At 71.7% G+C, this 17,218-nt stretch carries 9 protein-coding genes; 4 read left to right on the forward strand and 5 right to left on the reverse strand.

The genetic code is table 11. The annotated features are described in order from the left end of the window. Window positions 1-11 precede the first annotated feature (11 nt). On the forward strand, window positions 12-3,356 hold the full coding sequence (locus IEJ02_RS14600; RefSeq protein WP_223863855.1) for a type I polyketide synthase: 3,345 nt from the start codon (window positions 12-14) through the stop codon (window positions 3,354-3,356). Between the two features lie 70 nt (window positions 3,357-3,426). Here IEJ02_RS14600 and IEJ02_RS14605 read toward each other — a convergent pair whose 3' ends face one another. After that, a complete protein-coding gene (locus IEJ02_RS14605; RefSeq protein ID WP_223863827.1) occupies window positions 3,427-4,152 on the reverse strand; it encodes a TetR/AcrR family transcriptional regulator in 726 nt (241 codons plus the stop codon). A gap of 177 nt (window positions 4,153-4,329) precedes the next feature. Between IEJ02_RS14605 and IEJ02_RS14610 the strand changes: the two genes are divergently transcribed. Next, entirely contained in the window at window positions 4,330-5,892 is a 1,563-nt protein-coding gene (locus tag IEJ02_RS14610; protein WP_191065271.1) for an MFS transporter, read from the forward strand. A 286-nt stretch (window positions 5,893-6,178) separates the two neighbouring features. Here the strand turns inward: IEJ02_RS14610 and IEJ02_RS14615 are convergent, their stop codons facing one another. Then, window positions 6,179-8,554, reverse strand: coding sequence for an AAA family ATPase (locus tag IEJ02_RS14615; RefSeq protein WP_317985796.1), 2,376 nt, complete (start codon window positions 8,552-8,554; stop codon window positions 6,179-6,181). Window positions 8,555-8,934: 380 nt separating this feature from the next. Beyond that, on the reverse strand, window positions 8,935-9,135 hold the full coding sequence (locus tag IEJ02_RS14620) for a hypothetical protein (protein ID WP_191065273.1): 201 nt from the start codon (window positions 9,133-9,135) through the stop codon (window positions 8,935-8,937). Window positions 9,136-9,551: 416 nt separating this feature from the next. Between IEJ02_RS14620 and IEJ02_RS14625 the strand changes: the two genes are divergently transcribed. After that, window positions 9,552-13,187, forward strand: coding sequence for an NACHT domain-containing protein (locus IEJ02_RS14625; protein ID WP_191065274.1), 3,636 nt, complete (start codon window positions 9,552-9,554; stop codon window positions 13,185-13,187). A 208-nt stretch (window positions 13,188-13,395) separates the two neighbouring features. Here the strand turns inward: IEJ02_RS14625 and IEJ02_RS14630 are convergent, their stop codons facing one another. Further along, window positions 13,396-15,237, reverse strand: coding sequence for a leucine-rich repeat domain-containing protein (locus tag IEJ02_RS14630; RefSeq protein WP_191065275.1), 1,842 nt, complete (start codon window positions 15,235-15,237; stop codon window positions 13,396-13,398). Window positions 15,238-15,362: 125 nt separating this feature from the next. Next, window positions 15,363-16,313: a GlxA family transcriptional regulator gene (locus tag IEJ02_RS14635; protein WP_191065276.1), complete on the reverse strand. Its 951-nt coding sequence runs from the start codon at window positions 16,311-16,313 to the stop codon at window positions 15,363-15,365. Window positions 16,314-16,384: 71 nt separating this feature from the next. Here IEJ02_RS14635 and IEJ02_RS14640 point away from each other — a divergent pair, with 71 nt between their 5' ends. Then, window positions 16,385-17,212 carry an alpha/beta fold hydrolase gene (locus tag IEJ02_RS14640; RefSeq protein ID WP_191065277.1) on the forward strand — a complete coding sequence of 276 codons (828 nt, stop codon included), beginning with the start codon at window positions 16,385-16,387 and terminating at the stop codon, window positions 17,210-17,212. Window positions 17,213-17,218: the final 6 nt, after the last annotated feature.

A 17,218-nucleotide genomic window follows, 5' to 3' on the forward strand; every position in this document is an offset into this window, starting at 1 on the left:
TGTTTCGTCTGTTGGAGTCGTGGGGTGTGCGGCCGGATTATCTGGTGGGGCATTCGATTGGGGAGGTTGCGGCTGCGTATGTGGCTGGGATGGTTTCGCTGGCGGATGCGTGTGTGTTGGTTGGTGCGCGTGGCCGTCTGATGCAGGCGCTTCCCTCTGGTGGGGCGATGGTGGCGGTGCAGGCGCCGGTGGGTGAGGTTGTGCCGCTGTTGTCGGGTGGGGTGGAGGTCGCGGCGGTCAACGGTCCGGTGTCGGTGGTGGTTTCTGGTGTTGAGGGGGCTGTTGCCGAGGTGGTGGGGGTGTGTGCGGGCAGGGGGTGGAAGACGCGTCGGTTGGGGGTGTCGCATGCGTTCCACTCGGCGTTGATGGAGCCGATGCTGGAGGAGTTCGCTCGCGCGCTTGAGGGCATGAGGTTCGGGCCGCCGCGGATCCCGGTCGTTTCCACGGTCACTGGGGAGCCGCTGAGCGAGGTTGACGCCGGTTACTGGGTGGGTCAGGTGCGTCGTCCAGTGCGGTTCGCGGATGCGGTGGCGTGTGTGGCGGAAGCGGGTGTGCGTACGTTCCTCGAGGTCGGCCCGGACGCGGCGCTGACTCCCATGGTCGAGCAGACCGTCGACGACGCGTCGGTGGTCCCGGCCTCTCGACGCGACCGGGACGAAGCGACCACCCTCATCACCGCATTGGCACGCCTCCATACCAACGGTGTTCCCATCGCCTGGGAGGAGTTCTTCGCCGGAACCGGCGCCCGCCGCGTCGACCTCCCCACCTACGCCTTCCAGCATCGTTCCTACTGGTTGAAGCCGCAGGTCGCCGACGACGTCTCGCGGATTGGCCAGCGGGCCGTGGAGCACCCCCTGTTGCGGGCCGCGATCGCCCGTCCGGACTCGGACGGGGCGATCCTGACGGGGAGGGTGTCGGTGGAAGGGCAGCCGTGGCTGGCCGATCACACCGTCCTGGGGAGGGTGCTACTGCCGGGGACGGCATTCGTGGAGATGGCCGTGCGCGCCGCCGACCATGTCGGCTGCGATCTCATTGAGGACCTGATCCTCCAGGCCCCGCTTGCGTTGCCGGAGAGGGGCGGGGTGTCGGTCCAGGTCGTGGTCGGTGCCATGGACGAGTCCGGGGAGACCGCGCGGCGCACGGTCAAGGTGTACTCGCGGCAGGACGAGGCCGCGGACGATCTGCCGTGGACCCTGCACGCCGAGGGGTCGCTCGTCTCCGGCGCCGTCCCGCCCGGTTTCGACCTCGCGGAGTGGCCGCCGCCCAACGCGACCCCGATGGTGCTCGACGGCTTCTACGACCGGCTCGCCGACCAGGGCTACGGCTACGGGCCTGCGTTCCAGGGGATGCGGGCGGCTTGGCGGCGCGGGGACGAGGTCTTCGCCGAGGTGTCGCTGCCCGCCCCGGTCGACGCCGAGTCGGAGCGGTACGGTCTGCATCCCGCGCTGCTGGACACGGGGCTGCACGCGGGGCTCGTCGCGGACGGCGAGTCGTCCGGGGCGACGGTCCTGCCGTTCGCCTGGTCGGGCGTGGCGCTGCACGCGACCGGGGCCTCGGTGCTTCGGGTGCGGATCGCGCCGGGGGAGCGTGGGACGGTCGCGGTGGAGGTGGCCGACGGCATCGGTCGGCCGGTGCTGTCCACGCGGTCGCTCGCCGGCCGCCCCGTGACGGCGGATCAGCTGGGCGCCGGACGCGCGGGCGGCGGCGACCTGTACCGGGTCACCTGGTCGCCGCTGCCCGCCGACCGCGTCCCTACTGGCGAGCCCGGCGGGGACACCGCCGGCGTCACCGTCCTGGAGGTCGAGACGCTCTCCGGGGACGTGCCCGCGCGCGCACGGGAGACGGCGGAGCGTACGCTCGGAACCCTCCAGGAATGGCTGGGGGACGAGCAACGGGCCGAGTCCGTGCTGGTGGTGGTGACACGCGGTGCCATGTCGACCGTCCCGGGCGAGGACGTGGACCTCGGCGCGGCGCCCGTGTGGGGCCTGGTCCGCGCGGCCCAGGCCGAGAACCCGGGCAGGTTCGTCCTGGTGGACGTCGATGGGAGCGAGGAGTCGGCGCGGTTGCTTCCCGCCGTGGCGGGCCTCGCGGAGCCCGAATGCGCGCTGCGCGAGGGCAGGGTGCTGGTACCGCGGCTGGCGCGGGCGGCAGCGGAGGCGGCCGCGTCCCCGCCGCGTCTGGACGGGAACGGGACCGTGCTGGTCACCGGCGGTGTCGGCGGGCTCGGCGCGGTCGTCGCGCGGCACCTGGCCGCCCGGTTCGGCGTCCGGAGGCTGCTGCTGCTGAGTCGGCGCGGGCCGACGGCGCCCGGGGCGGCGGAACTCCGGGCGGAGCTGGCCGCGCTGGGCGCCGAGGCGACCATCCTGGCCTGCGACGTCGGCGACCGGAACGGGCTCGCCGAAGCCCTCGACGCCGTTCCGGACGAGCATCCGCTCACCGGGATCGTGCACGCCGCCGGGGTGATCGACAACGCGCTGGTCGGGACGCAGACGCCCGTCGGCCTGGGGCGGGTGATGAGCGCGAAGGCCGACGCGGCGTGGCATCTGCACGATCTGACCGCCACCGCGAACCTGGCGATGTTCGTGATGTTCTCCTCGGCCGGCGGCATGGTGCTGGCGGCCGGTCAGGCGACGTACGCGGCGGCGAACGTGTTCCTGGACGCGCTGGCCGCGCACCGCCGCGCCGCGGGGCTCCCCGCGCAGTCGCAGGCCTGGGGGCTGTGGAGCGGCGCGGGGATGGAGCGGATGCTCACCGATGCCGACCGGCACCGGATGCGCCGCCAGGGCCTGCCGCCGATCCCGGTGGACGACGCCCTCGCGCTGTTCGACGCCGCCCTCGGCCGCGACGACGCGCTGCTGGTGCCGCTCCGGGTGGACCACGCCGCGCTCCGCGCCCGCACCGGCGAGATCCCGCCACTGCTGCGCGGCCTCACGCCCGCGTCCGCACGCCGCTCGGCGAGCGCCGGCGTGGACGCCGCCGCCCGGTCCGGGCTGCTGGATCGGCTCGACGGGCGGTCCGACGCCGACCGCCGGCGCGTCCTGCTCGACGAGGTGCGGGCGCAGGCCGCCGCGGTGCTCGGGCATGAGCGGTCCGGCGCGGTCGACACCGGCCGGGGGTTCCTGGACATCGGGTTCGACTCGCTGACCGCCCTGGAACTGCGGACCCGGCTCACCGCGGTGACGGGGCACCGGCTGCCGCCCACTCTCGTTTTCGACTACCCGACGGTGGCGGCGGTCGCCGAGTACCTGCACACGGAGTTCTTCGCGGCACCGGACGCGTCCGGGCCGGAGCTGGACGAGGCGACCGCCGAGGAACTGTTCGGCATCCTCGACAACGAGCTCGGACTCTCCGGCTGACCTCCCCGGGGACAGGGCCGCGATATACGGCCACCTTTGTCCCCGGGGTTCCATTTTCCTTCCGGAAACGTCAGGATTTCTCCCGCACGAGAAGCTCGATTCCGTCGAGGAACCGTTCCAGCCCGAAGATGAACTCGGTGTCGGGCTCGTCGTGCCTATCCATGACGCCGGACGCGATCACCGCGTTGAGGGCGGGGAAGCGTTCGGGGCTCGCGAGCTTCTCCAGCACCCGGGCGTAGGAGGCGGGCGCATCGTCGGCCGCGGTGCCGGTCGCCCGGGTGTAGTCGTCGATGTCGGAGGCCAGCGTCGCCTGGATCCGGACGAAGCCGGAGAGCGTCAGCATTACCGACAGCTTCTCGTGCTCATCCAGCGGAGTGTCGCCCAGCGAGGCGAGACCGGTCTCCAGCCAGCCGAGCTGGTTCGGCGTGGTGGGGTAGCCGTTGACCGGGATCCGCAGCATCCAGGAGTGCTTGCACTGGACGTGCAGCAGCGCCCAGCACCAGCGGGTCAGCCCGACCCGCCAGCCGCCGGGCTCGGCCGCCAGGTCGGGTGGAGCGCCGAACGCCGCGTCGGTCATCAGGACGAGCAGCTCGTCCTTGGAGCCGACATAGCGGTAGAGCGCCATCGTGGTGACGCCGAGGTCCATGGCCACCCGGTTCATCGAGACCGCGCCGATGCCTTCGGCCTCGGCGATCGCGACGGCGCCGCCGATGATGCGCTCAAGACTCAGCCCGGGTTTCGGGCCCTTCTGGGGACGCTCGCGCAGCCCCCAGACCGCCTCGATGGCAGCCGGCAATTTCGCACCGTCGGTCTCTCTCACAGATCCCTCTTCGCTGTCCCGGGTTGACGACCCACCCTCTTCTGTGTGCACTATATACGCCAGGCAACTGTATGCGGGTCATACTAAAGAGTATGCGCCATAATCAGTGCCGCTCTCGCGGCCTGGCACAGCAACTTGAGAGGTGGGACACACATGCCTGACGCGAGCCTTAAGGCAGGTTCAAGAGAATGGATCGGCCTGGCCGTCCTCGTCCTGCCCTGCCTGCTCATCTCCATGGACATCGGCGTGCTGTTCTTCGCGCTGCCGTTCATCAGTGCCGAGCTCGAGCCGTCCGGTACCCAGCAGTTATGGATCATGGACATGTACGGCTTCGCGCTGGCCGGGATGCTGATCACGATGGGGGCGCTGGGCGACCGGATCGGGCGCCGCCGCCTGCTCCTGCTCGGCGCCGCGGCGTTCGGCGGCGCCTCGGTGGCGGCCGCCTACGCGCCCAACGCGGAGATGCTCATCGCCGCGCGCGGGCTGCTCGGACTCGCCGGCGCGACCCTCATGCCGTCCACGCTCGCGCTGATCCGCAACATGTTCCGCGACGAGAAGGAGCGCAAGGCCGCGATTGGCATGTGGACCGGCGCCCTCACCTCGGGCGCGGTCCTCGGCCCGGTCATCGGCGGCCTGCTGCTGAACCACTTCTGGTGGGGGTCGGTCTTCCTCATCAACGGGCCGATCATGGTGCTGCTGCTCGTCCTCGGCCCGATCCTGCTGCCGGAGTTCCGGCCTCCGCGCGCCGGGAGGTTCGACCTCCTCGGCGCCGCTCTGTCGCTCGGCGGCGTCCTCGCCGCGATCTACGGGACCAAGAAACTCGCGGTCGACGGCTACAGCAACCTCGCGGTCGGCAGCCTGGCCGTGGGACTGGTGCTCGGCGCCCTGTTCGTGCTCCGGCAGCTCCGCCACCCGTCCCCGCTGATCGACGTCCGGCTGTTCCGCGTCCCGATGTTCAGCGCGTCCGTCCTGGTGAAGATCATCGCGACGTTCACGCTGACCGGCATCAGCCTGTTCTCCAACCAGTACCTGCAACTCGTCCTCGGTATGCGGCCGCTGGAGGCCGCGCTCTGGTCGCTCAGCGCGTTCCCCGCGCTGATGGTCGCGATGGTGGCGTCGGTCGCGCTGTCGGCCAAGGTGCCCCCCGCGCGGATCCTCATCGGCGGGCTCGTGGTGATCGGTGTCGGGCTCGTCGTGGTCACCCGGATCACCGCCGACTCGCATCTGTGGCTCGTGCTGGTCGGGGCGGGCACCGTCGTCTCCGGAGTGATGATTACCGGGCCGATCGTGGCCGACCTCGTGCTGAACTCCGCTCCCGAGGAGCAGGCGGGCGCCGCGTCCGCCATCACCGAGACGAGCGACGAGTTCGGCAGTGCCCTCGGCCTCGCCATCCTCGGCAGCGTCGGCGCCGCCGTCTACCACCAGAAGATGGCGGACGTCACCGTCGCCGGGGCACCGCGCGACGCCGTCCACTCCGCGCGCAGCACGCTCGCCGGCGCCGACGCGGTCGCCGCCCACCTGCCCGGCGGCGGGGCCGACCTGCTGGCCACGGCCAGAGACGCGTTCGTCCAGGGGATGAACGTCGCCGCGATCACCGGCATGGGCGTTGTCGCCGCCTGCGCTGTCGGCGTCGGCCTGCTGCTGCGCCGCGTCCCCGTCGTCTCGGCGGCGAAGCGGCAGAAGGAGGGGGACGCCGCGGCGGTCGCACGAAGGTGAGGGCCGACGCGAGGAACTGACCACCTGCCGTCGGCACATGCCCGCGGCGGCGCGCGACTACATCGCCCGCCGCCTGATGTGGGAGCCCGGCCTGCGCATCGGCGAGGTCTGCGCCCTCACTCCGTCCGACATCCGCTGGGGCGGGGGCCCCACGGAGAAATCCATATTTCCCAGCGCACGACCCCCTGTCCCCCGCAGGCGGCCGTGCCGCCGGTTCCGGCCCCTCCTGCGGGGCCGGAACCGGCCCCGTCCGCGCGCGGCGCCGTACCAGCCGCGGGCCGGCACGTCAGGCGCCCCTCGGCTGGGCCCCGACCGACGACCAGCGGGCCAGCCGGTCCTGGAGCTGCGGCCGGCCGCTCACCTCCAGCTTCCGGTAGACGCGCGTCAGATGCTGCTCCACCGTGCTGACGGTGATCCAGAGCTTGCGGCTGATCTCCCGATTGGAGTGGCCGTCGGCGGCCAGCACCGCGACCCGGCGCTCGGCGTCGCTCAGGACGGGCGGCTCCGGCGCCCCGAGCGCCATTCGCGCCTCGGCGAGGTCGCTGTCGACCGGCACGAGCATGGGCGCGCCGAGGCCCCGGTCGCGCATGATCTGCCTGCACGCTTGCAGGTCGGTGATCGCGGTGAGCAGATGCCCTGTGGCCAGGTAGTACTTCCCGCGGGCGTGCAGGTACCGAAGGCCGATGACGGTGCCGAACATCGCCTCTGGAACGATCAGCCGCTGCGGCTCGGCGATCGCGTCGGCGCGCCCGCGCGCCGCGTCGGCCAACAGCAGGCACGTCAGCGGATACCCGATGAGCACCCCCCACTCCCCGGGACGCAGCAGCTGCAGCGCCTGGACCGCCTGCGTCGTCGCCGACCCCGGATCGTCCTGGGAGAGCGCGATCTCCGCGCGGACCGCGCGCAGCAGCGCCTGCCAGGTGACGCCGCCGCGCCGCACGGCCTCGTCGATGAGCCGGTCGCACTGGCGGGCCGCCTCGTCGCCCTCACCCGCGTACGCCAGGGTCAGCAGTGCGGTGGCCAGGACCTCCAGCCCGATCTCGTCGAGCCGGAAGCTCCTCAGGACATGCTCGGCGCTGTCCACGGCCTCCTTGCTGTCGGCTCCGGTCCACAGCGTGCTCAGGGAGTCGGCGATGGCGGTCCACGGGTCGCCGGCGGGCGTCCAGTGCTCGCCGAGCGCCGTGATGTCGACCGGCCCGCAGGAGCGGTCGACGGTGGCGCCGTAGTACCAGTGCAGGGTCAGGCGCAGCTCGGCCGAGACCTGCGGTTCCGGCAGGACGCCGGACTCCCCGAGCCGGGCCAGGACCCGGGCGGCGGTGTCGAACTCGCCGTGCCACAGGGAGCGCTGGACCACGGTGACCGCATCCCGGCTGGTCAGGGCTCCGAGGTCCCGGTCGAGGACCGCCGCGGACGAGTACGCGGCGGTGGAGGGGTGGACCCGCCAGGCGACCTCGGCGCACGCCCTGGTGAGCTCCAGCCGCTCCTGCTCGTCGTCGCAGGCCGCCAGCCCGAGCTCAAGGTAGCGCTGGGCCCGCGCGGGCCGGTCGGTGGCGAGCGCCTGCCGGGCGGCCTCCCGCAGGGTCCTTATCTGGAAGGGGCCGCTGATGCCGCCCGCGGCGAGGCAGTGCTCGGCGATGTCGGTCGCGGACACGCCGCGCTGGTGCAGCAGCTCGGCCGCGCGCCGGTGCATGGCCGAGCGCGCGTGGGGGGCCAGGTCGCCGAGGACCGCCAGGCGGACGGTGGAGTGCCGGAACTGCCCGTCGGCGAGCAACCCCGCCGCGTCGAGGATGTCGATGACCTCGGTGACGTACTCCGGCGGCGCCTGCGCGAGCTGGACGAGCAGCGACTCCGTGGCGTGCTCACCGAGCACGGCCAGCGCGTGGCAGACGTCCAGCAGCTGCGGTTCCCAGCGGTGCAGGCTGCCGAGGACGGCAAGCCCGAACTCGGTTCCCGGCTCCGGCGGCCCGTCCTTGCCGACCTGGTCGACGCTCCATTCCTCGACCAGCGCGTTCACCAGCAGCGGGTTCCCCCGGCTCTGCTCCATCAAGACCGGCGCGATGCGCAGCGCCGTCTGCCGGCCGAGCGAGCCGGCCGCCAGCTCGACGACCGCGTCCCGCGACATCGGCGCGAGCCGCAGCGTGTGGACGGGACGCCGGTTCAGCTCGGCGCAGAACAAGGACATTGTCGGGCGGGATCGTTCCCACATGTTCAGCACCACGAGAATGCGCGACCCGTGAATGCGGCGGTGCAGATGAAGCAGCGCTTGCAGCGAGACGTCGTCCGCGAAATGCACGTCGTCCACGCCGATGACGACGGGGCGCTTCCTCGACACCTCCAGCAGCCGCTCGCACACTCGCTGGACCAGCCGGTCGGCGCGGCCGTCGTCGGCGCACGCGTCCACGCCGGCGTCCATGCCCAGCCCGCCGCCGCGCAGGATCTGCTCGATCACCCCGCCGCGGACCGTGCGCTCGGCCTGGGAGCCGTGCGCGATTAACGTGAGCGCCCCCGCGTCCCGTGAATTCAGCAGGAAATCGTAGAGGAGTCTGGTTTTACCGCTCGCCATCCCACCGCGAACGAGGACAATGCCTGCATTCCCGTCGGACGTTTCTCGATATATGTTTCTGAGTTGAGAGAGCGCGTCCATGTACTCCACAGGAGCCATTCTGAAAGTCCCCCGTCTGCCGCTACTGTTCGTAGCGGCGTCAAAATACCCCGTGTCAATGGCTGTAGCCGCAGAAGACTTTAGCCCTGATGTCCGCGCATGTGAAGCTATCTCCGTGCTTGCGATCACCGCTCTGGGCTCCCGATACTCGGATTTAACATGGGAGGGCGCGGGAATGATCTTGAAGTGTTTCGGTTGCGTTCCGTAGTGCTTTCCATCGAAAGGCCGCGTCCGCGCAGGTTACTCCATGATCTCTATTCGCCCACCGTGATAATGCGCGCAGCCTCGATCCACCGCATGAATTGCGAGCGTCGCGGTGGCCGTACTCATCCCCCAACCGGCCTCCGACCGGCAAGGACACCGGAGCTACCACTGCCGTGTCAGCTGCGCAGACGGTGGCCGGTGGCGGTCCACGGGCCGGCGAAGTGCGCGGAGTCGGCGCGGACGATGATCTGCGCGGTGACGCCCATCGCCCGCACCGTGGCAAGGGCCTTACGCAGCAGCGACGCGGCTCCCTTCCCGGAGCATGCCGAGCCTTTGCGCAGTCTGGTGGCGACGATGACCGGTACGCAGCTGGACATCTTGACCGAAGTTTTGCCCTGATCTTGGACACTCGATCTCTGCGCTGCGAGTGCATGGTGCTGCCGCTATCTGGTCTCGGCTGGTGTGAGGTTTTAGCCGCGGGTCTTGTGCTTGTGTGGACGGCGACAGTTCCAGAAGGTCTCGGTGAAGGCGAAAGCCTCAGTTCCAGCTCCCGTATTCGCACCTCGGAATTCGGCGGAGGTGTATTCACCGCCGCGGTCGATGGGGTGCCCCGGTCAGGTGGGCGTCGACGCGGTGCACCAGTGAACCGCGCGCCGGTCGCTCTCACTGAGCGCTCGAGGAGGCCCGGTATCCGGGATCACGGGTGCGCAACGGCGGGCCGCGTGAGGGTCCCGCTCGCGGACGGAGCGTGCAGTATGGGACTGCGGTCTGCCTGGGGGGAGGTGGTTCGGCCATGCGGCGGAGGCCGGGAGAGGCCCGCGGGAGCGGTCCTGCGCGCGGCGGCCGCAACGAGATATCGGGTGGTACGTTCCACGGTCCGGTCATCCAGGCGCAGAGTGTGGGCAGCGTCATCGCCCAGGTGCGGCCCGTGGGCCGGGACTATCTGTTTGCCGCGTTCGCCGGTGCTGTTCTGGTCGCGCTGGGGGTGTTCCTGGGGGCTGGGGGCAGCAGCCTGGTGTCCGGAGTCCGAGCCAGGTGGCTGGCGGCGGCGGGGTGCGTGAGCCTCGCCGTCCTCCTGGGCGCGGGGCTGGTGTCGCGTCACCGCCGTGAGGTCCGCCGCCTTCTCATCCAGGTTCCCCACAGCAGCCTCCACGACACCGCCGAGGCGCTCGCCCGGACCTTGGCCGTACGGTACGCACAAGAGGAGGCGCGCAGCCGCACAGACGATCCGATGCCGCTCACCGTTCGCTGGGCGCCCGCGGCGCCTGGTCTGGGCGATCACCACGAGAGCCTCGCCGATGACGGTGAAGTGCCCATTCTGGAAGGCGAGTTCAGCCATATCGTTGATCAGTACGCTCGGCTCCCACGCGGCCGGCTGCTGGTGCTCGGCGCTCCGGGAGCGGGCAAGTCCGTCCTCGTCCTCCGCCTCGCCAGGGATCTGCTGCGCCGACGCCGTGTCACCGAGCCGGTACCGGTCGTCCTGCCTCTGGGCTCCTGGAATCCGCGCGTACAACCGTCCCTGTGGTGGTGGGCCGCCGGAGCCCTGGCCGAGGACCACCCCGACGTACTCACCTCGCCCGTCGCACCAAGCCGTGCGGTGGCCCATCAGCTGATCACGTCCGGGCTCGTGCTGCCCGTACTGGACGGTTTCGACGAGCTCCCCGCCAGGGTACGCGTGACCGCGCTCAGACAGCTGCGTGACAGTCTGCGCGGCACCGGGCCGCTGATCCTCACCAGCCGCAGCGCCGCCTTCACCACGGCGGTGGAGGAGGGGGACGTACGGCTGGCGGGCATGGCCGCCGTCGAACTGCGCCCGCTGGACGTGGCGGACGTACGCGCCTACCTGCCGCGTTCGGCACGCCCTCGCACGGCAAAGGGGCCGCGGGAGGCGAGCACCGGCACCAAGTGGGACCCGGTGCTCGCCCCGCTGGCGGATGAGCGTGACGACGCACATGAAGTACGGCTGCTGCGCGCCGTGTTGCGCACGCCGCTGATGGTCTCGCTCGCGCGCGCCGCCTACAGCGACACCACCGCCGACCCCGCCGAACTCCTCACGCCCGGGCGCTTTCACACCGCGCATGACCTGGAACGGCACCTGTTCAGCGCCTTCGTGGACGCCGCCTACGCGCCCGACAGCACCGCCGCACCTGGCGCCGGACCGACGTGGACGGGGGCGGAAGCCCACCGCTGGCTCGGTGAACTGGCTCTGCGCCAGACCGAGACGGAACAGCCGGACATCGCCTGGTGGCACGTGGACCGCATGGTGCCACTGCGCGCCCGCATGCTGCTGACGCTGCCCCTGCCCGCGCTGCTCGCCGTCGCCGTCTCCCTGACCGGCTTGCCATGGGCCGAGAGCGCTTCCGCGATGCCGCTGCCCATGTGGCTGGTCGTCCTCATCGGCGGGACGGGGGCCGTGGTCGCGGACTGGTACCAGACCGCGGACGACGAATTCCCGCAGCCCCAGCGGCTACGGCGCCCCACGCCCCGCGACGTCCGGTCGGCCTTGCGCAACACCCGCTGGCGTATCTCGCTCGGCCTCGGCGCGGTACTGCTCGGCGTCCTGTGGGTGCTGGCCGCCACGACAGGCGGCAACACGATCCGGACCGCCGCCGTTACCTGCACCGGGGGCTTGCTGGTCCTGGGCCTCATCACCCTGCGCAACGCCGTGCGTGCCCCGGCCGACCCCGAGACCCACGGCCCCGAGGCCCTCCTGCGGGCCGACCGCCGGGCCGCGCTCTGGTTCGCCGTCGTCTCCCTCCCCGGCAGCCCGGCCCCATTGCGCATGCACAAGGGCCTTCTGGCGTGTGTGTCGATCGCCGTGCCGCTGTGGGGACTCCGCCAGGGGCAGGACCTCGTGGACACGGCCCGTTGGACCACCGCCGCCGTCGCGCTGGCCATCGGCATCGGGGTGTGGAGCTGCGCCGTCTCCGCCTGGGGCCGCTACTGCGCCGCGCGGTTCTGGCTCGGCCTCGGCGGGCATCTGCCCTGGCGCCTGACGCGTTTCCTGCGGGACGCGCACCGCCGCGGAGTACTGCGGCAATCCGGCGGCTCCTACCGCTTCCGGCACCTGGAACTACAGCACGCGCTCGCCGCGGACGCGGCCACCCGCCGAGCCCAGCAGTCCGGCAGTGAGGAGTTCCCGCTCGACGAAGAGTCCGAGCGGTTGCTGACGCGGCGCGTTGAGTTGGAGGACAAGGCGCTGGCCATGGCGGGCGGCCTCGTCGCGTCGCTGGCTGCGTTCGCCCTGATCACCGGCGCCCTGGGCGGTCCCCCCGCGGCAGGTCCGATCCGCTCGCTCGACCGGGCCTGTACCCTGCTCACGCCCCATGACCTGCGTCCGGTACTGGCGGACCCCGCCAGGGTGACCGGCTACGACAAGGACCGCGGAGTCTGGCGCGCGCCCAAGTTGATCGATTCCGGTTACCCGAAACTGCACAGCGCCAGCAGCTGCGTCTACGCGGAGCAGGCACCGTTCCGCCCCGACGCCATGGTCACCGTGGGCGTGGGCTTCACCGCGGCCGAGCCGGGCCGTAACAGCAGCGCATCCGCCGAGCGGTGGGTACGGAGCTTCCCGATGCTCGAGCCCGCACGGCGCGACGGCGTCGGAGACTCGGCGGTGGCGAGCAACGCCTTCCTGCCCGCCACCGATCCGGCCGCCCGGCAGCTGAGCGGCACCGCTTCGATCCCCATCGGCGTCATACGCGCTCGGGTCGACAACGCGGTGGTGATCGTGGATGTCAGCATGGAGTTCGCCACGACGGCCCGGACACGCGAGATGGCGGAGGCCATCGCGCGTACCGTGCTGCGCAACGCCGGACTCACCGGCCCCGCGCGGCCAGGCGAGCGCCTGCCGCGGGATCTGCCGCGCCCGGAGTTGCCGAAGAGGTCCCGGTTCGGCCTGTACCACGACGAGCCCGCCAAGCGACTCCACGGCGCGCGATGGCGCGGTGACGAGCGCTCCGAGATCCTCGGGATCCAGCTGCACAGCACGTTCTGGATGGCCGTGCGGCTGCCGCGTCCCGTGCGCTGTGCCCACACACCGCACGGCGAAGAGCACGAGGACGGACTGTCGTGCACGTTCAGGACTCCGGACGGGCCACTGCGCATGGAGCTGGTGGTGTACGCATGCCCCTCCGCCTGTACGGGAGGCGACCGTGACACGTTCTACTCTCGCCGCCCCGGCCCGAGTCCGGGCACCTTGCCCCGGCACGACGCCTACACGCGCTACCGTCTCGTCGACACCGACGAGGGCAGGACCGGTTACCTGGTCCGCTCCCTGAGGACTTGGTGGCGCCTGCCCGGACAGAAGGATCGGACGCCACGCGACTACTTCCTCTGGCTACGCGTCACGGCTCCGGGCGGCCATGGCGGCACAGCGGAGAAGATCATGAACGATGTGTTCCAACAACAGCCCGCCAGCGGTGGCTGACCAGCGCGGTCACAGCATCCGGACATAAAGACTCTGTGCTTGCCGGAATCCCATCCGATCCGGCGCCGCATCCGGTAGCCGATCTGCTCGAACAGCGCCCGCGCCCCGACAAGGTCGCCCAGCCGGACCCAGGCAAACGGAGGACGCTGAGAGCGGCCGGGTCGTGTTGGTGTGGGGGAGGCCGGGCGGCTGGGGGCGACGCGCGCGGTCAGTAGCGGGCCAGGTCCACTCCCCGCTCGGTGAGTGCGGTGTGCAGGGGGCCGGGCCGCCCGTCGTACGCCTCCCACGTCAAGCGGAAGGGCAGCGCGGCCTTCGTCAGGGACGGCAGGTCGAGCAGCGGGCTCACGTCCTCGAGAGCCCTGCACTCGAGCAGGTGGACGTCGGTGAGGCCGGGCAGGCCGGACAGCGCGCCGATGTCCTTCAGTTCGGGCAGCCACAGCCGTAGGACGCGGAGGTTCTTGTGACCGGCCAGGGGAGAGAGGTCCCGCCAGTCCACGCCCTTGATGTTGAGGTCGACGACTGGCCCGGCCGGTATGCCGGCCACGCGCGGGCAGTCCTCAAGCACCAGTTTCCTCAGGTCGGGGCAGTCCTCCAGGGCGCGCAGCGAGCCCAGGTTCGGCACCTGGGAGAAGGTGAGGTCGTCCACCGGGGCACCGGCCAGGCCGCCGGGGTCCACGAGCACCGCGCAGTCCTCGACGCTGAGTTTGCGCAGCGCGGGCAGGTCACCGAGGCCGTCGAGGCCGGTCAGCGAGGGGCAGTCCTGGATCCGCACCTCGCGCAGGGCGGGCAGTTCACCGAGGCGGCCGGGGGCGCGCAGGGTGCGGCAGTGGGAGACCCACAACTCGTGCAGCCGGTCATGGCGTTCCAGGCCCTCCAGGGTGACCAGGTTGTCGCAGCGTCCGACGCTGAGGAACTCCAGGCCGGAGACCCCCGCGAACGGCGAGAGATCGCGGAGTTGCCGGATGCCCCGCAGGTTGATCACGCCCAGTGACGGCAGTTGGGTGAGCGCGGAGAAGTCCCCAAGAGCGGGGCAGTCTTCGAGCAAGACCTGCCCCAGGTCGCGAACGGTTTCGAGTCCGCGCAGGTCGGTGAGGTGCTCGGCCCGCGTGATGAACAGCCTCCGCAGCCCGGTCAGCGCGGACAGCGCGCTCAGGTCGGTCAGTTCGGTGCAGCCATTGATACCAAGCCACTCCAGGCCGGGGTGGGAGCCCAGCCCGTGGAGGGTCTTCAGACGGGGGCAGTCGTCCAGGGTCAGGTCGGTCAGGGCGGGCAGCGCGTCGATGCCGGTCAGGTCCCGCAGGTGGCCGCAGCTGCGCAGGTCCAGGTGGGTCACGGCGGGGACGTCCCGCAGCCCGGTCAGGTCGCGGATCCCGGTCCAGCCGAGGTCGAGGTGGGTGAGCCGGGTCAGCCCGGACAGGGGGGAGGCGTCCTTGAAGGAGCGGCAGCCGCGCAGCGTCAGGGTCTCCAGCGCGGGGAACGCCGTACCGAAGCCGTCGGCGGACCGCACCTTGGTCATGCTCAGGTCCAGCTCGCGCAGCCGCCCGAGCGTCAGCAGCGGCGCGATGTCCGACACGGCCCGGCAGCGGTGCAGGTTGAGCCGGGTCAGTCCGGTGAGACGGCCGATCGGGGCCAGGTCCTCGATGCCCGCGCAGCCGTTGAGATCGAGGTCGGTGAGGCCGGTGAGTTCGCCGACCTCGGTGAGGTCCGTGATCTCCTTGCAGCGGTCGATGTGCAGGGCGCGGAGCGTGGTGAGGTGGCGCAGGCCGGTCAGCGAGGTCATCCGGCGCAGGCGCAGCGAGGTGCGGTTCTCGCGCGCGAAGGCGGGGACGAGGAGGGCGGCGCAGAAGCCGTCCGGGTCGGCCGCCTTGGGCCACAGCCGTAGCAGCGTCTCCGAGGAGTACTCGGCCGCGCGTTCGAACCGGGCGGCCAGGTCGAGCGCCGTACCGTCGTCCCGGATCAGGACGAGTTCCCCGATGGCCTTGCGTATCTTGACCGGCTTGCCCGTCGCCAGCAGCTCGCGCAGTTCGCCCAGTCGGTTGTCCGAGGTCATGGCACGGGACCTTATCGGCCGGGCCTGACAGCGGACGGGGCGGCGATCCCTGCCGAGAGCGGGTGCGTGTGGCAGCGCTCAGCATCGCGCGGGCGCACACCGGCGAGCAGGGTGCGGCGAGAGCGTCACGTCTCGCCGAAGGCGCGCCGGTAGGCGCCGGGTGTGGTGCCCAGGTGTGCCCTGAAGCGGCGGCGCAGGTTGACCGCCGAGGCGAGGCCGACCCGGGTGGCGATGGCTTCGACTGGCAGGTCGGTCTGCTCCAGCAGTACCCGGGCCGCGTTGATGCGCTGGGTGAGCAGCCACCGTCCCGGGCTGGTGCCGAGCTGTTCGGTGAACCGGCGGGCAAGGGTGCGGTGGGACAGTCCCGCGCGTTCGGCGAGGCGGTCGAGGGTCAGCCGGGTGCCGAGGTGCGCGGTGGCCCAGTCCAGCACCGGGGCCAGGGATTCGTCCGCCTTGGCCGGCACGGGGGGAGTGGCGTACTGGAGCTGGCTGCCCTCGCGGTGCGGTGGCAGGACCATGCTTCGGGCGATCCGGGCGGCGTGGGCCGCCCCATGGTCCGTCCGTACGAGGTGGAGGCACAGGTCGATACCCGCGCCGGTGCCGGCGCTGGTCGCCACGTCGCCGTGGTCCACGAAGAGCACGTCGGTGTCCACCCGCACCTCGGGGAAGGCGGCGGCGAGCAGGGCCGTGCTGCGCCAGTGGGTGGTGGCGCGGCGGCCGTCGAGCAGCCCGGTCCTGGCGAGGACGAACGCGCCCGTGCAGATGGCGACGATCCTCGCCCCGCGCCCGTGGGCGGCCCGCAGCGCTTCGGTGACGGCCGGCGACACCGGTGCGGCCGGCTGCTGCCAGCCGGGGATGACCACGGTGTCCGCCTCCTGCACGGCATCCAGCCCCGCGTCGACGAGGATCGAGTAGCCGACGGTGGTCCGCAGGAGGCCGGGTCGCTCGGCGCAGACGCGGAAGCTGTAGCGGGCCGGGACTTCGGGGACGTCCGCGCCGAAGACCTCGGCGGCGCAGGCGACCTCGAAGGGCGACTGCGGCTCCGTGAGCAGGGCCACTACCCGATGGAGGCTCATGGCAGAAATGTACCCGCAGGCGTCTTTGTGGACTCTCGGCCACGGGGACCGGCCCAGGTCACAGTGGTCCCATGAGTGACACCACCGAAACGCGAGTGCTGAGGACCACGGTCCAGGTGGACGGGGAGACGGCCAGCTACCTGACCGTGGAGCGGGACGGCCCGGCCGTACTGCTGCTGCACGGCACGTACTGGAGCCGGGTCTGGCTGCCGGTAGTGGCCCGTCTCGCCGACGCGGGGCTGCGGCCGCTCGCGGTCGACCTCCCCGGGCTGGGACGCTCCGGAGGCGAGCTCACCCCGGAGACGGCCACCGTCCCGGCCCTCGCGGACTGGGTGGCGAGATTCGCGTCCGCGGTGGGCATCCGTGGAGCGGTCCCGGTGGCGGGCCATGACATCGGCGGCGCCATCGCCCAGCACCTCCTCGTTCACGACCGGCTGAAGGTGTCCCGGCTGGCCCTGGTCAACTCGGTCACCTACGACTCCTGGCCGGCACCCCACGTGGCCCGCTTCCGCGGCCCGGGCGCCACTGCGGAGGACATCCTCGGCGCCCGCCGACGGGCGGTGACGGCGGCGCTGGCCGGCGCCGCCACCGAGCAGCGCGTCGCGGACTACCTGGCCCCGTGGACCGACCCTCGGGTACGCCGCTCCTGGACGGCCCTGGCGGGCGCGGCCGACAGCCGCTACACCCTCGACCTGGTACCCGCGCTGCGGCGCTCGGCGACGCCCAAGCTGCTGCTCTGGGGCGAGGACGACGCCTACGAGAAGGTGGCGTACGCCGAGCGGTTCGCCGCGGAGATGCCGCACACCACCCTCGTACGCATCCCCGGCGCGGACCACATCCCCACGGAGAACGCGCCCGGCACCATCGCCCGCACGCTCATCGACTTCTTCACCAGGTGAACCCCG

It is taken from the genome of Streptomyces sp. 5-10 (assembly GCF_014712245.1).
Classification (GTDB): Bacteria; Actinomycetota; Actinomycetes; order Streptomycetales; family Streptomycetaceae; genus Streptomyces; species Streptomyces violaceusniger.

Bases quoted from the DNA above. Each gene is read 5' to 3' on its own strand.
- IEJ02_RS14640 (WP_191065277.1), top strand. From the start codon at position 16,385: ATGAGTGACACCACCGAAACGCGAGTGCTGAGGACCACGGTCCAGGTG.
- IEJ02_RS14625 (WP_191065274.1), top strand. From the start codon at position 9,552: ATGCGGCGGAGGCCGGGAGAGGCCCGCGGGAGCGGTCCTGCGCGCGGC.
- IEJ02_RS14615 (WP_317985796.1), bottom strand. From the start codon at position 8,554: ATGGCTCCTGTGGAGTACATGGACGCGCTCTCTCAACTCAGAAACATA.
- IEJ02_RS14635 (WP_191065276.1), bottom strand. From the start codon at position 16,313: ATGAGCCTCCATCGGGTAGTGGCCCTGCTCACGGAGCCGCAGTCGCCC.
- IEJ02_RS14610 (WP_191065271.1), top strand. From the start codon at position 4,330: ATGCCTGACGCGAGCCTTAAGGCAGGTTCAAGAGAATGGATCGGCCTG.
- IEJ02_RS14630 (WP_191065275.1), bottom strand. From the start codon at position 15,237: ATGACCTCGGACAACCGACTGGGCGAACTGCGCGAGCTGCTGGCGACG.
- IEJ02_RS14620 (WP_191065273.1), bottom strand. From the start codon at position 9,135: ATGTCCAGCTGCGTACCGGTCATCGTCGCCACCAGACTGCGCAAAGGC.